14 protein-coding genes are annotated in these 14,573 nt (G+C 66.3%); 5 read left to right on the plus strand and 9 right to left on the minus strand.

The features are described 5' to 3' along the window. Positions 1-8 precede the first annotated feature (8 nt). From K3181_RS06985 to K3181_RS06995, 3 genes are read left to right on the plus strand one after another with little or no spacing between them, the layout of a single operon-like run. On the plus strand, positions 9-755 hold the full coding sequence (locus K3181_RS06985; protein ID WP_221602167.1) for an electron transfer flavoprotein subunit beta/FixA family protein: 747 nt from the start codon (positions 9-11) through the stop codon (positions 753-755). A gap of 28 nt (positions 756-783) precedes the next feature. Continuing rightward, positions 784-1,713 carry an electron transfer flavoprotein subunit alpha/FixB family protein gene (locus K3181_RS06990; RefSeq protein ID WP_221602169.1) on the plus strand — a complete coding sequence of 310 codons (930 nt, stop codon included), beginning with the start codon at positions 784-786 and terminating at the stop codon, positions 1,711-1,713. A gap of 17 nt (positions 1,714-1,730) precedes the next feature. Then, positions 1,731-2,684 carry an energy transducer TonB gene (locus tag K3181_RS06995; protein ID WP_221602172.1) on the plus strand — a complete coding sequence of 318 codons (954 nt, stop codon included), beginning with the start codon at positions 1,731-1,733 and terminating at the stop codon, positions 2,682-2,684. A 3-nt stretch (positions 2,685-2,687) separates the two neighbouring features. Here K3181_RS06995 and K3181_RS07000 read toward each other — a convergent pair whose 3' ends face one another. The 6 genes from K3181_RS07000 to K3181_RS07030 form a co-directional block, all read right to left on the minus strand. After that, positions 2,688-3,899, minus strand: a complete 1,212-nt coding sequence (locus K3181_RS07000) for a DUF445 domain-containing protein (RefSeq protein WP_221602861.1) — start codon at positions 3,897-3,899, stop codon at positions 2,688-2,690. A gap of 65 nt (positions 3,900-3,964) precedes the next feature. Beyond that, positions 3,965-7,624: an efflux RND transporter permease subunit gene (locus K3181_RS15635; RefSeq protein ID WP_247714890.1), complete on the minus strand. Its 3,660-nt coding sequence runs from the start codon at positions 7,622-7,624 to the stop codon at positions 3,965-3,967. A gap of 16 nt (positions 7,625-7,640) precedes the next feature. After that, positions 7,641-8,843: an efflux RND transporter periplasmic adaptor subunit gene (locus K3181_RS07015; RefSeq protein ID WP_221602174.1), complete on the minus strand. Its 1,203-nt coding sequence runs from the start codon at positions 8,841-8,843 to the stop codon at positions 7,641-7,643. A gap of 240 nt (positions 8,844-9,083) precedes the next feature. Further along, a complete protein-coding gene (locus tag K3181_RS07020) occupies positions 9,084-9,347 on the minus strand; it encodes a GlsB/YeaQ/YmgE family stress response membrane protein (RefSeq protein WP_221602176.1) in 264 nt (87 codons plus the stop codon). A 139-nt stretch (positions 9,348-9,486) separates the two neighbouring features. Next, entirely contained in the window at positions 9,487-9,786 is a 300-nt protein-coding gene (gene sciP, locus K3181_RS07025; RefSeq protein WP_221602178.1) for a CtrA inhibitor SciP, read from the minus strand. Beyond that, positions 9,783-10,076, minus strand: coding sequence for a hypothetical protein (locus tag K3181_RS07030; RefSeq protein WP_221602180.1), 294 nt, complete (start codon positions 10,074-10,076; stop codon positions 9,783-9,785). Before K3181_RS07030 ends, sciP begins: the two co-directional genes overlap by 4 nt. A 104-nt stretch (positions 10,077-10,180) precedes the next feature. Here K3181_RS07030 and mnmA point away from each other — a divergent pair, with 104 nt between their 5' ends. Further along, positions 10,181-11,335: a tRNA 2-thiouridine(34) synthase MnmA gene (gene mnmA / locus K3181_RS07035; RefSeq protein ID WP_221602182.1), complete on the plus strand. Its 1,155-nt coding sequence runs from the start codon at positions 10,181-10,183 to the stop codon at positions 11,333-11,335. Here the strand turns inward: mnmA and K3181_RS07040 are convergent. Further along, positions 11,332-11,676 (minus strand): hypothetical protein, encoded by a 345-nt coding sequence (locus K3181_RS07040; protein ID WP_247714891.1) that lies wholly within the window; start codon positions 11,674-11,676, stop codon positions 11,332-11,334. The two genes, mnmA and K3181_RS07040, sit on opposite strands and share 4 nt — an antisense overlap. Before the next feature lie 31 nt (positions 11,677-11,707). Here K3181_RS07040 and K3181_RS07045 point away from each other — a divergent pair, with 31 nt between their 5' ends. Then, positions 11,708-12,838, plus strand: a complete 1,131-nt coding sequence (locus tag K3181_RS07045) for a serine hydrolase domain-containing protein (protein WP_221602185.1) — start codon at positions 11,708-11,710, stop codon at positions 12,836-12,838. Here K3181_RS07045 and K3181_RS07050 read toward each other — a convergent pair. Both K3181_RS07050 and K3181_RS07055 read right to left on the minus strand, forming a co-directional pair. After that, positions 12,835-13,632, minus strand: a complete 798-nt coding sequence (locus K3181_RS07050; protein ID WP_221602196.1) for a PhzF family phenazine biosynthesis protein — start codon at positions 13,630-13,632, stop codon at positions 12,835-12,837. The genes K3181_RS07045 and K3181_RS07050 overlap by 4 nt on opposite strands. Next, a complete protein-coding gene (locus K3181_RS07055) occupies positions 13,629-14,564 on the minus strand; it encodes a cation diffusion facilitator family transporter (RefSeq protein WP_221602198.1) in 936 nt (311 codons plus the stop codon). The genes K3181_RS07050 and K3181_RS07055 overlap by 4 nt, the downstream gene beginning before the upstream one ends. Positions 14,565-14,573: the final 9 nt, after the last annotated feature.

The following is a 14,573-nucleotide window of genomic DNA, read 5'->3' on the forward strand; positions in this document are numbered from 1 at the left end:
GGTATCGCATGAAAATCCTCGTCCCCGTGAAGCGGGTGATCGACTACAACGTCAAGCCGCGGGTCAAGGCCGACGGCTCGGGCGTGGACCTCGCCAACGTCAAGATGAGCATGAACCCCTTCGACGAGATCGCCGTCGAGGAAGCCATCCGCATCAAGGAGGCCGGCAAGGCCGAAGAGATCGTGGCCGTCAGCATCGGCCCGGCAAAGGCACAGGAAACGCTGCGCACCGCACTGGCCATGGGCGCCGACCGCGCGATCCTGGTCGAGACCGACGACGAGGTCGAACCGCTGGCCGTCGCCAAGATCCTCAAGGCGATCGCCGAGGAAGAACAGCCCGGGCTGATCCTGCTCGGCAAGCAGGCGATCGACGACGATTCGAACCAGACCGGCCAGATGCTCGCCGCGCTGATGGGCCGCCCGCAGGGCACCTTCGCCAACACGGTCGAGGTCGAGGGCGACAGCGTCACGGTGAAGCGCGAAGTCGACGGCGGCCTGCAGACGGTCAAGCTGACCATGCCCGCCATCGTCACCACCGACCTGCGCCTCAACGAGCCGCGCTACGCTTCGCTGCCCAACATCATGAAGGCGAAGAAGAAGCCGCTCGACACCAAGGCCCCGGCCGATTTCGGCGTCGATACCGCGCCGCGCCTCAAGACTCTCAAGGTTGCCGAGCCGCCGGTCCGCCAGGCCGGCGAGAAGGTCGAGGACGTCGACGCTCTGGTCGCCAAGATCAAAGCCCTCGGCATCGCCTGAGCAACACTGAACGAGAAGGAAGACAGCTATGAAAACCCTCGTTTGGGTCGAACACGACAACAAGAGCCTCGCCGATGCGACGCTGGCCGCGGTCACCGCTGCGGGCAAGCTCGGTGAAGTCCACCTGCTGGTCGCCGGCGCAGGCTGCCGCGCGGTGGCCGAGGAAGCCGCCAAGATCGCGGGCGTGGGCAAGGTCCACCTCGCCGACGACGCGGCCTACGAACACGCGCTGGCGGAAAACATCGCACCGCTGGTGGCCGATTTGATGGGCCATCACGACGCCTTCGTCGCGCCGGCCACCACCACCGGCAAGAACGTCGCGCCGCGCGTCGCCGCGCTGCTCGACGTGATGCAGATCTCGGACATCCTTTCGGTCGAAGGTGACAAGACCTTCACCCGTCCGATCTACGCCGGCAATGCCATCGCCACCGTCGAATCCTCCGATGCCAAGCTGGTCGTCACCGTGCGCGGCACGGCCTTCGAAAAGGCCGCGGCCGAAGGCGGTTCGGCGGAGATCGAGGAGGTCTCGGGCCCGACCGATGCCGGCATCTCGACCTTCGTCAGCGAGGAAATCGCCGAGAGCGACCGCCCCGAGCTGACCAGCGCCAAGGTGATCGTCTCGGGTGGCCGCGCCCTCAAGGACGCGGAGACCTTCGAGCAGGTCATCACCCCGCTCGCCGACAAGCTCGGCGCCGGGATCGGTGCGAGCCGCGCGGCGGTCGATGCGGGCTATGTCCCCAACGACTACCAGGTCGGCCAGACCGGCAAGATCGTCGCTCCCGAAGTCTATATCGCGATCGGCATCTCGGGCGCGATCCAGCACCTTGCGGGGATGAAGGATTCGAAGACCATCATCGCCATCAACAAGGACGAGGATGCCCCGATCTTTCAGGTCGCCGACATCGGCCTCGTCGCCGACCTGTTCAAGGCCGTGCCGGAGCTGACCGAAAAGCTCTGATTGCAAAGCCGGTTCACATGTCTAACCCTCCCGTTGTTTTGCAACGGGAGGGTTTTTCTTTGTCGGGTCGCTCAGTTCTGTTCGGTGTCACGCTGCTAACGGCAGTGCCTTCCACGGCGTTGGCCGCCGAACCGGAGGTCGTCGAGTACGCGCCAAGTTCGGACTGGCATCTCGACTATGCCGAAGCCCGGTGCCGCATTGTCCGCACCTTCGGTGAAGGCGACGACGAAACCGTGCTCTACATGGAACAGCTGCAGCCCTCGTCAACGCTTGGCTGGGTCGCTGCAGGCGGGCTCGTCAAGGCGCTTGGCTCGCGCAGCAAGTTTCAGGTCCAGTTCGGCCCCGGGCTCGCACCGTTCGAAATCGATACCGAGGCGCGCTACACGCTGGGCAAGTTCGGCGCTTCGCTCCACGGCTCCAATATCGGAAATATGGGCCCTGTTCGGGAGGCTATGGGGGTATCCGAGGACGATCCGCCAGCGCGGCCCATGACTCTCGGCATGCACGCACTGTCGGTCGAAGAGGGCAAGACGATCGAGTGGATAGAATTCACCCGCAAGGGTCGGCACTATCGGCTGCGAACCGGCGAAATGGGCTCCGTATTCGCCGCCATGAATGCCTGTATGACGAACCTGGTCGAACATTGGGGCGCGGATCCCGAAAGCCTCAAGGCTCGCGCCTCGGGGCCCAGGCTGCTCAACATCCAGCAGGTGGCGGTGGAGGTGCAGAAGACCTACCCTTCCAAGGCCGAACGCCGGGGCGAAAGTGCCGATCTGAAAATTCGGGTGATGGTCGACGAGAAGGGCAGGGTTTCATCTTGCCACATCACCGAGATAACCTCGGCGGAGAACTTTTCCGATGTCGCCTGCGACAAGTTCACGCAGCTCGCGCAGTTCGAACCCGCCCGGAACCTGGATGGCGAAGCCGTGGCGTCCTATTACGTGACCACGGTCAGATACCGGATGTATTGACGACTAGATGACGTAGACATCCAGCGCATGGATGGTCAGGCCGACCAGCCCGCCCACCAGCGTGCCGTTGATGCGGATGAACTGGAGGTCGCGACCGACCGCGCCTTCGACCCGGTCGGTGATCGTCCGCGCGTCCCAGCGGCGCACGGTTTCGGACACCAGCCGGACGATCTGGTCGCCATAGCGCGTCGCCACGCCGACGGCAGTGCGGCGGGCGAAGCGGTTGACCTGCCGCTGGAGCCGCTCGTCGTCGCGCAGCGCCGCGCCGAGCTCGCCCAGCGTCTCGCCGATATAGCCCTTGCCGGTCCCGCCCGAGCTGCGGATCGTCTGGATGAGATTCGCGCGCAGTCGCTCCCACACGCCCTGCCACCAGTCGCCGATCGCCGGGTTCTCGAGCAGTTCGCGCTTCATCCGCTCGACCCGCTCGCGCATCTCGGGATCCTCCTTGAGGCCGCGGGCGAGCTCCTGCAGCCCCTCCTCGATCTTGTCGCGCAGCGGATGCTCGGGATCGACCAGCACTTCGGCGAGCAGCTTGTAGAGTCCGTCGAGCACTGAATTGGCGAGCCGCTCGTCGAGCCCGGTGAAGCGCAGCACCGCATTGGCGCGCTTGTGCACCATGTCGCGCACCATCGCCTCGTTGTCCTCGAGCACCAGGCCCGCCCAGCGGATGATCTTGTCGATCAGCGGCTTGTGGCGCCCGTCGGCGATCATCGCCTCGAGCATGCCGCCGAGCAGCGGGGCGATGTCGAGCTTGCCGAGCTGGGTCTTGATGCCGCTGCGCACCTGCGTGCCGAGTCGTTCGGGATCGAGCGATTCGAGCACTTCGATCGCGAGTTCACCCGCGCCCGCGCGAATCCGCGAATCCTCGCCCGACCTTGGGTCGGCGAGATAGCTGCCCACGGCCTGGGCGAGGTTCATCGCCCCCATCCGCCGGCCGACCACGGCGGGGGTGAGGAAATTCTCGCGCAGGAAGCCCGCCATGGTGTCGGCGATGCGATCCTTGTTCTCGGGGATGATCGCGGTGTGCGGGATCGGCAGGCCGAGCGGGTGGCGGAACAGCGCGGTCACCGCGAACCAGTCCGCCAGCCCGCCGACCATCGCCGCTTCGGCGAAGGCGTGGAGATAGCCCCAGGCGGGGTGCAGGTCGAGATAGCGGCCCGAGAACAGGAACAGGCCCGCCATTAGCACGATCAGCCCGGTCGCCGTGCGCCGCATCGCCCGCGCGCGATCGGGCTGAAGGGGCGGCCGCGCGGTCGGCAGGCCGGCGGGTATGCGTTTGCTCACTCGGCCGGTTCTATCCCGGGTTCATGCGCTCCGCCACCCACCTTGCCGTGCGCATCGTCGCCGTCCTTGTAGGTCAGCAGGCGGTTGCGCAGCCACGGGCCGGCACGCTTTTCGAAACCATCCGCCAAGCTGAAGCCGGCGGGCACGATCAGCAGCGTGAGCAGCGTCGAGAGGATCAGGCCGCCGATCACCACCGATCCCATCGGTGCACGCCAGGCACCGTCGCCCGAGCCCAGCACGCCCGACATGGCGGTCGGGATCATCCCTGCGGTCATCGCCACCGTGGTCATGACGATCGGCTGCGCGCGCTTGTGCCCGGCATCCATCAGGGCATGCAGCTTGCGCGTGCCGCGATCCATTTCCTCGATCGCGAAGTCGATCAGCAGGATCGAGTTCTTCGACACGATGCCGAGCAGCAGCAGGATGCCGATGTAGACCGGCATCGATTGCGGCTGGCCCACCAGCCACACCAGGAGGATGCCGCCGAGCGGTGCGAGCAGCAGCGAGGTCATGTTCACCAACGGGCTGATGATGCGCTTGTAGAGCAGCACCAGGACGGCGAACACCAGCAGGAAGCCCGCCAGGATGGCGATCATCAGGCTGGTCAGCATTTCCTGCTGCCACTGGTCCTCGCCGACGACGTCGCGGATGACGCCCTGCGGGAGGTCCTGCAGGATCGGGAGCGCATCGATTTCCTTCTGCGCGTCGCCCTTGATCACGCCCTGTCCGAGATCGGCGCCGACCAGAACGCGCCGGTTCTGGTTGTAGCGCTGGATCGTCGTCGGCCCCGAGCCGAACGAGATGTTGGCGACGCGCGACAGCGGCACCGAGCCACCGCTCGCGGTCTGGACGGGCAGGTTCTTGATCGTCTCGAGATTTTCGCGCGACTGCTCGGGCAGCTTGACGCGGATCGGGATCTGGCGGTCCGAGAGCGAGAATTTCGCCGCGTTCTGCTCGATCTCGCCCATAGTCGCGATACGGATCGTCTGGCTCAGCGCGACCGTGGTCACGCCGAGTTCGGCGGCGAGATCCTCGCGCGGCTCGATGATCAGCTCGGGCCGGTTGATGTCGGCGCTGATGCGCGGGGCGACCAGCGAATTGATGCCCTTCATCTGCTCGACCAGCGTCGCCGCCGTTTCATTGAGCAATTCGGGATCGGAACCCGCGAGCATCACCGTCATGTCGCGCCCGGAGCCGAAGCCGCCCGACTGTGAGGCGAAACGGACGCGCGCATCGGGGATCTGCGCGAGCGTCGGCGCCAGCGCGCGTTCGAACTCGACCGACGTGCGGGCGCGATCGGGGCGCAGGGTGATGTAGATCGTCGCCTGCCCCTCACGGACGCGCTCGAGTGCCCGTTCGACTTCCTGCTGGTCGTAGAGGATCGCGGCGACCTGGTCGGCGACGCGTTCGGTCGTCTCGAGCGTGGTGCCGGGCACCATCTCGATTTCGACACGGCTGTTCTCGTCGTCGACGACGGGCTGGAACTGCGCCGGTACGATGCCGAACAGGAGGATCGTCAGCAGCAGCGAGAAATAGCCGATCCCGAGCATCCAGATGCGATGATCGAGGAAGCGCGCATAGAGGTAGGTCCAGGCCTGGCGCATGTGGCTACCGAACAGCCCCGTCACGAAACGGAGCGCGGCGAACAACGCCAGGATCGCGAGGAAGCCGAGGCCCAGCGAGATCGCGAGCTGGAAAATCCCCACGATGCGCGACACGATCGTGGTCATCGTCCCTTCGCCCGGTCCGGCGATCCGGTTGGTGAGATCGAGGCTGCCGATCATGTTCGACACCGTGAATGTCGTCACGGCCGAAATGGACAGTGCTCCTATGACAACTACCAGCAGAGCGAATATGTACTGGAACCGGCCGCGGGCGCCGAAAAGATATGCAATAGCCACAGCCAGCAAGGCACCGACACCTACTGCGAGCCCGGACAAGGGAGCAGCGAGACCAGACCAGTCTGATCCACTCGCAACTATGCCTATCACAGCCACTGTGACCAGAAGGACTGCGAGGGTCCCGATTGCCATCGCCGCAATCCGCAAGAAGAGTCGCCAATCAAGTAGATCGATTTTCTCGCGCGCGGCGTACATCTTGCCGCGATTGAGCGACCAGCCGAGGATCTTCATGTAGCGATCCATCATCGCGCCCTCGCCATGCGCAGCCTGCCCGTGCGCCTTGAGGAAGTAGGCTGCGAGCATCGGCGTGATCATTCGAGCCACGGCGAGCGACATCAGCACGGCGACGACGACGGTGAAGCCGAAATTCTTGAAGAACTGGCCCGAGATGCCGGGCATGGCGCCGACGGGGAAGAACACCGCGACGATACAGAAGCTGGTGGCGACCACGGGCAGACCGATCTCGTCGGCCGCGTCGATCGACGCCTGATATGCCGACTTGCCCATGCGCATGTGCCTGACGATGTTCTCGATCTCCACGATCGCGTCGTCGACCAGCACGCCCGCCACCAGCGCCAGCGCCAGCAGCGAGAGCTGGTTCAGGTTGAATCCGAGCAGGTCCATGAACCAGAAGGTCGGGATCGCCGAGAGCGGGATGGCAACCGCCGAAATCGCGGTCGCGCGCCAGTCGCGCAGGAAGAAGAACACCACGACCACGGCGAGGATCGCGCCCTCGATCATCGCCGCCATGGCGCTTTCGTACTGGTCCTTGGTGTATTTGACCGTGTTGAACAGCGGGATGAACTTGACGCCCGGGTTCTCCGCCTCGATCTGCTCGATCTTCTCGAGCGCTTCTTCGTAGACGGTGACGTCCGAAGCGCCCTTGGCGCGGCTCATCGCGAAGTTGACAACTTCCTTGTCGCGCACCTTGCTGATCGAGGTCCGCTCGGAATAGCCATCGCGTACCGTGGCGACATCGGCGAGCTTGATCGTACGACCGCCGCCGAGCTGGATCTGGCGCTGGCTCAGCGCATAGGCATCGTCGCTGTTGCCGAGCACGCGCACCGACTGCTTCGTCCCGCCCACTTCGGTGGCGCCGCCGGCGGCGTCGATATTGCTCTGCCGCAGCACGCCGTTGATCTGGCTGGCAGTGACGCCGAGCGCCTGCATCTTGGGCAGGTCGAGGATCACCTCGATCTCGCGGTCGACCCCGCCGAAGCGGTTGACCTCCGCCATGCCCTCGATCCCGAGCAACTGCTTGGCCGCCGTATCGTCGATGAACCAGCTGAGCCCCTCGATCGTCATGTCGTCGGCTTCGACCGCGTAGATCGCGAGGAAGCCACCCGAAATCTCTTCCTTGGTCACGCGCGGCTCGATGATCCCGTCGGGCAGCGAGCCGCGGATCTGGTCGACCGCATTCTTGACTTCCGCCACGGCATCATTGGGATCGGTGCCGATCTCGAACTCGATGAAGGTGTTCGAATTGCCTTCGCGCGCGGTCGAATTGATCGAGCTGACCCCGTTGATCGACCGGACGGCGGATTCCACGCGCTGGGTGATCTGATTCTCGATCTCGGTCGGCGCTGCGCCGGGCTGCGAGATCGAGACGTTTACGGCGGGAAATTCGATGTCGGGGTTGTTGACGACGTCCATCCGCGCGAAGGCCAGAAGGCCCGCGAGCAGCAGCGCGGTGAACGCGACCAGCGGAATCACCGGGTTGCGGATCGACCAGGCGGAGATGTTGCGGAAGTTCATCGAAATTGCCCCCTGCTCAGTCGCGCTTGGCCAGCTGCGCCTTGACCGTTTCACCTTCGGTCAGGAAGCCGCCGGCGCGCAACACCACGCGTTCCGAACCGGTCAGGCCCTCGGTGATGACGATCCCCTTGCGCGTCACGGTGCCGGTGGTGACCGGGCGGCGTTCGGCCTTGTTCTCGCCGTTGACGATCAGGACATAGGCGCCCTCGCGGTCCGACAGCACGGCGCTTTCGGGAAGGATCGGCGCGACGACCGTGCCGCTGGCGATCGTCGCGGTGGCGAAGCCGCCCGGGCGCAGACCCGGCGCATAGGCGAGCGCGATCCGCGCGGTGCCCTGGCGGTCCTGCTGGTCGATGGTCGGCGACACCTGCCACACTTGGCCGGTGAACAGCTTGTCGGTGCCGACCGGGCGGATCTGCGCGGTAGTGCCGACCGAGATCGCCGCGAGCGAATCCTCGTTGAGGCGGGCGCGCAGCTCCATCTCGCCGCCGCGTGCGATGCGGAACAGCGGCGGCGAGCCGGCGCTGACCGTCTGGCCGGTTTCGACATTGCGCTCGAGCACGTAGCCCGAGGCCGGGGCGAGGACGTTGAGGCGGGCATTGCGCGCACGCAGCTCGCCCAGCTGCGCCTGCGCGACGCGGACGCGGGCATTGGCGGCATCGCGGGTTGCCGTGAGGCGGTCGACGTCGGCTGCGGAAACGAAGCCGCGCTCGACCAGCTGGAGCGCGCGATCGAGATTGGCCTGCGCGAGCTTGGCGTCGGCCTGAGCGACCTGAACGTTGGCGGCAGCACTTTGGACCTGCTGCGACTGGACCGACTGGTCGATGCTGGCGAGCACCTGGCCCTGGCGCACCCAGTCGCCGGCATCGACCGGCACCGAGACCACGCGACCGCCTTCGCCGACCACGCCGACGGGCATGTCGCGGCGGGCAGCCAGCGTCCCGGTAGCGGTGATCTGGCCTTCTACGGTGGTCTTGCCCGGCGTCACCACGGTGACCGTCGGAGCCTGGGCGTCGTCGTCGCCGGCGGGCGTGGTGGTGCCGCTGCCGCGCATGGCGAAGAAGGCGGCGATGGCAAGGCCGAGCACGACCAGCGCGGCGATGAGGAACAGGCGGCGCTTGCTGCGACGCTCGGAGGCTTCGAGTTCGGCGGGATCCTCGCCCAGGCCGACCGTGATCGGCTGACCCCTCTCGGCCATCACTCCAGATTCGTAATTCATACCGTACCCTGCCCCAGAAGCGCTGCGGATCAGCAGTGTATTACATTGCTATATCACTAAGCGCAAGAATTTCGCAATCGCGAGTTAGACCCGGGGCGGGCCAAGGGCAATCGACGCTTCGACCGGGGGCGTCTGGGGCTGGACGAATGTCGCATGGCGACCACACTCCCCCGAGCAGACGAAACAAGGGCGGGACGCCTTGCGACGTCCCGCCCAAATCTGTTGAAGCGTGTGGCCTTGTTAGCGGACGCGGCCGCGCTGGACCATGTTGGCGATACCCAGCAGCACGATCGCGCCGAGCAGCGACATCAGCAGGCCGGGAACGCTGAAGGTCGTGAGAGTGGCACCGACGCCGATCAGCGAGCCGATGAAGCCGCCGATGAACGAGCCGACGATGCCGACGATGATGTTCCAGAAGATGCCCATCGAGGCGTCGCGGTTCATCACCAGGCTGGCGAGCCAGCCGATGATCCCACCGACGATAATTGCAATAATCCAACCCATTCCAATTCCTCCTGTTTTCCCGCCGTGACCCTGTGCCTTGTCAACGGACAGGCGCGACAGCCGGTTCCCCGATTAATGCCGGAGATGGAATGGGAGCGTGTTTCCGGGTGTTTGGTTCCCGCGCCGGATCGCGGCGCGATCAGTATTTGAGCTGGCGTTCGTAGAGATCGCGATAGTGCTGGATGCGCGTCACGCGCAGGCCCTGCATGCCCGAACGGTCGACCGCGCGCTGCCAGGATGCGAATTCCTCGAGGCTGAGCGAATAGCGTTCGAGAACCTCGTCGATGGTCAGCAGGCCGCCATTGACCGCAGCCACGACCTCGGCCTTGCGACGGACCACCCAACGCTTGGTGTTGGGCGAAGGCAAGTCCTTCAGAGTCAACGGTTCCCCAAGGGGTCCGATAACCTGCGCAGGGCGGATGTCCTGGTTTTCGATCATTCTTTCTCTCTGTCGCCTTGCGCCGCGCTACCTGCGGCATCACCAAAGCCTAGGCCGACGGCTTTGCCATCGCTTAAAGCAGCTTGGTTAACGGTCAGTTTACTTTCTTGGCAGCCTTCGCGGCGAGCTTCGGCGAACGCGTTGAATCCACCGTCGATCTTGTCCAGCTCGTCGCGCAGCTCGCGAGTCGCCGCCAGCTTGGCGACCAGATCGGTCCAGCGAAACTGGCGCAATCCGGTGATTTCGCCCGGTTCCTCGACGGATTTCGCTTTGAAACGGCCCTCGTACATAAGGGTGCAATAGCCCGGCATGGTAAACGTTCCGTGAAGCGTGCGCTGCGGGGCCTACGGTGTCCCACTGGAAGCGGCGGGCCAAGCCGTGTATGGGGCCCGGCATGCCCGCAATCGAAACCCTCTCGCCGGACCAGGCTGCCGCATTGTTCGACCTGCCCCGGCCGGCCGCCGAATGCCGCATCGTGGTCGCCATGTCGGGCGGCGTCGACAGCTCGGTCGTCGCCGCGCTGGCGGCGCGCACGGGTGCGGAAGTGATCGGCATCACGCTGCAGCTCTACGACTATGGCGCCGCCACCGGGCGCAAGGGCGCGTGCTGCGCCGGCGACGACATCCGCGATGCCCGCGCGGTCGCCGAACGCCTCGGCTTCGCCCATTACGTGCACGACCACGAAAGCGCCTTCCGCGAGGAAGTGGTCGAGACCTTCGCCGACGATTACCTGGCCGGGCGCACGCCGGTGCCCTGCATCCGCTGCAACATGGGGCCCAAGTTCACCGATTTGCTGGCGATGGCGCGCGAACTGGGTGCCGACTGCCTCGCCACCGGCCATTATGTGCGCCGCGTCATGGGCCCGGCCGGCGCGGAGCTGCACCGGGCCGAAGACCCGGCGCGCGACCAGTCCTATTTCCTCTATGCGACCACCGAGGAACAGCTCGACTTCCTGCGCTTCCCGCTCGGCGGCATGCCCAAGACCGACGTGCGCGAGCTCGCCGAAGCTGCGGGCCTGCGCAACGCCGCCAAGCCAGACAGCCAGGACATCTGCTTCGTGCCCGACGGCGATTACGCCAAGATCGTCAAGAAGATGCGTCCCGAGGGCGGGCGGCCGGGCGCTATCGTCCATGCCGCCACCGGCGAGACGCTGGGGGAGCACAAGGGCGTGATCCACTACACTGTCGGCCAGCGCCGCGGGCTCGAGATCGGCGGCCAGCCCGAACCGCTCTATGTCGTCGGGATCGACGCCGGGGCAGCGCAGGTCATAGTCGGCCCCAAGCGCATGCTCGCGGTGACCGCGGCGCGTATCGTCGAGACCAATCGCATCGGCCCGCTGCCAGACGTCCCGCTGACCGCCAAGGTCCGCAGCCTGGCAAGGCCGGTTCCGATCGTGCTCGAGGGCCCGATCGGCGGCGGCGCGGCAACCGAGATCCGCTTCGCCGATCCCGAATTCGGCGTCGCTCCCGGGCAGGCGGCGGTGATCTATGCCGGCGAGCGCGTCGTCGGCGGCGGCTGGATCGATTCGACCCGAAGGGTGGCCGCCTAGCGCTCCCACTCCTTGAGGACGCAGCCATAGCCTTCGCGGTAGGTGGCGGTATCCGAGGCGATCAGGGGGATCGACGCAGTGACGCTTTTCGCCTGCGCGTCCTCGCTGAGCGAGACCAGCTCCATCCCCTCGAGCTTGTCCTTGGCGCAATCGTCGAGACTGCGCCCGGCGACGAAGCGGCACGAGCAGCCGACCCGCGCGGCATAGGCCGTTCCCGCCTCGCCGGTCTTGCGCAAGTCTGTGCCCCAGGCGAACCAGGCGGCGCCGAGCAGGACGGCGAAGAGCAGCACCAGTGCGAGCCGGAAGCGCGTCTTGCGCGAGCGTGTTTTGGCCGTTGCCAAGCGGGATTCCTTCGTGCGAGTGACGCGGGCCATGACCACGCGGACCGCCCCCCTTATCGCGCTTGCCCTCGTCACCTCAAGCCTTGCCGGTTGCGGATCTTCCGGCCCCCCGGCCGAGCCCCCGGTGAGCGAAGAAGCACTCGCTGCGGTGACCGCGCATCCCGGCGCACCGACCCGGCCGCTGGCGCGCGCCGCGGACGATCTGTTCACGCTCGACGGGCTTGGCGAGACCCGCGCGCTGGTGGTCTATCACGGCGGCCGGATGGCAGTTGAGCGCTATGCGCCCGGCTACGACAAGGACACGCGCTTCGTCAGCTGGTCGATGGCCAAGACCGTCACCGCGGTGCTGATCGGCATGCTGGTGGCCGACGGGCAATTGCGGCTCGACGCGCCCGCCCCTGTTCCGCGGTGGCAGCGTACCGGCGATCCGCGCGCCGAGATCACGCTGCGGCACCTGCTGCAAATGCGCAGCGGGCTCGACCATACCGAGGCGGGCGATCCGCCGTGGGAGAGCAGCGAGGTGCGCATGCTGTTCCTCGACGGACGCGACGACATGGCCGATTTCGCCACCGCGCAGCCGCTCGAGGCCGAACCGGGGACGAAGTTCGAATATTCCTCCAACACCACCGTGATCCTTGCCGACATCGCCGCGCGTGCGCTCACCGACAGCAGGGATCCCGACGAGCGGCGCAAGGCGGTGGCGGACTATCTCGAAGCGCGGCTGTTCGGACCGCTCGGCATGACCAGCGTGGTGCCCGAATTCGACCGCTCGGGCACGCTGATCGGTGGCAGCCTGATCCACGCGACCGCGCGCGACTGGGCCAGGTTCGGAGAGCTGCTGCGCAACAAGGGCTCCTATCGCGGCGAGCAGCTGGTCCCGCGCGCCTGGGTCGAGGAAATGATCGAGCCGAGCCCGAAGAGCCCGCAATACGGCCTGCAGACCTGGCTCAACCGCCCGCTGCCCGAGGGCGAGGAGCACCCACTGTTCCCCGACCGCGCGCCGCACAGCGCCTTTTCGCTGATCGGCCACATGGGGCAGTACGTCTTCGTATCGCCGAGCCAGAAGCTCACCGTGGTGCGGCTCGGCCATTCGAACGCACCCGAGCGCAAGGCCATGCTCCAGCAGCTTGCCGACGTGATCGAGCTCTACCCGGAGACCTAGGGGAGGAAGAAACTGCCCTCGACGACGGTCACGCAGCGCCCCGACAGGATCGCCTTGTCGCCGTCGCGGCGGCAGATCGCATGGCCCCCGCGCTGCGAGGCCTGGAAGGCGGTGAAGCTGTCGCGACCGAGACGCTCGGTCCAGAAATAGGTCAGCGCCGCATGCGCCGAGCCGGTGAAGCTGTCCTCGTCGACCCCGCCGCCGGGAACGAAGACGCGGCTCACCACATCGGTTTGTCCACCCGGCGCGGTGCAGATGAACTGGTCGTTCCCCAGCGCCCGTAATCCGCGCAGGTCGGGATCGAGTGCGCGCACCTCGTCCTCGCTGGCGAAGAGATAGATGCCGTAGCGATCGGGGCTGAGCCAGACCTCCTGCGGCTCGGCGCCGAGCAGCGCCGCCGCCTCGGGCCAGCCATCGGGCGCGGTGCGAATCAGCGGCAGCGCGAGTTCGTAGCCCTCCCCGGCGCGGGCAACTTCGAGTACCCCTGCCTTGCGCGTGCGGAAGCTGACCCGATCGCCACCGTCGCGGCTCAGCAGCACATGCCCGCTCGCGAGCGTCGCATGCCCGCACAGCCGCACCTCTTCGGAAGGCGTGAACCAGCGCAGCTCCCAATCGGCTTCACCACTCGCATCCGTCACGACGAAGGCCGTCTCGGCGAAATTGTTCTCCTCCGCGATGGCGAGCAGCACCTCGTCTTCAAGCCATGTATCGAGCGGCATCACGGCCGCCTGGTTGCCTGCGAAGGGACGGTCGGCGAAGGCATCGACATGACAATAGGGGAGCTTCGTGGTCACGCGTCCTTCTCCAGCTGTGCGAACTCGTCCTTCTCGACGAGCGGATTGTCGGGGTCGTCGACATGGCCTTCGGGATCGATGTGGATGAGCAGCTCCATCCCCGGGAACTGGCGGCACAGGTCGGCCTCCACCCGTTCGATGATGTCGTGCGCTTCCTCGATCGTCATGGCAGGCGGCAGATCGACATGGAACTGGACGAAATCGCTATGGCCGCTGGTCCGCGTCCGCAGATCGTGCAGGTTCGACAGTTCCGGATGTTTCGCCGCCGCCTCGACAAAGGCGAGTCGCTTCTCCTCGGGCCATTCGCGATCCATCAAATCGTCGACCGCATCGCTCGCGCCGCGCCAGGCCCCGAAGGCAAGCCAAGCGGCGATGGCGAGGCCGAACAGCGGGTCGGCGAGGCCGATGCCGAGATACTGGTCGAGCACCAGCGCGGCGATGACCGAGAGGTTGAGGAACAGGTCCGACTTGTAGTGCAGGTGATCGGTCTGGATCGCCAGGCTGCGCGTCCGGCTCATGACATGGCGCTGCCAGCCGAGCAGCGCGAAGGTCAGGACGATTGCCACGAGCGAAACGGCGATGCCCTCGCCCGCCGCCGATGTCTCGCCCTGCCCGGCCAGATGCATGATTGCCCGCACGGCGATGCCGAAGGCCGACAGCGCGATCAGCATGACCTGGAAGATCGCCGCCAGCGCTTCGGCCTTGCCATGACCGAAGCGATGGTCCTCGTCGGCCGGCATAGAGGCGATCCACACGCCGGTGAGCGTGGCCATGCTGGCGATCAGGTCGAGCGCCGAATCGGCGAGGCTGCCGAGCATGGCGGTCGAGCCGGTGCGCCAGGCCGCCCAGGTCTTGAGCGCGACCAGCACCACGGCCACCGAGATCGAGGCCATCGCCGCCGAGCGGGCGAGAAAGGCGCGGTTTTCGGTCATCGCGGTGCC

The sequence above is a fragment of the Qipengyuania mesophila genome (assembly GCF_019711655.1).
In the GTDB taxonomy this organism is placed as follows: domain Bacteria; phylum Pseudomonadota; class Alphaproteobacteria; order Sphingomonadales; family Sphingomonadaceae; genus Qipengyuania; species Qipengyuania mesophila.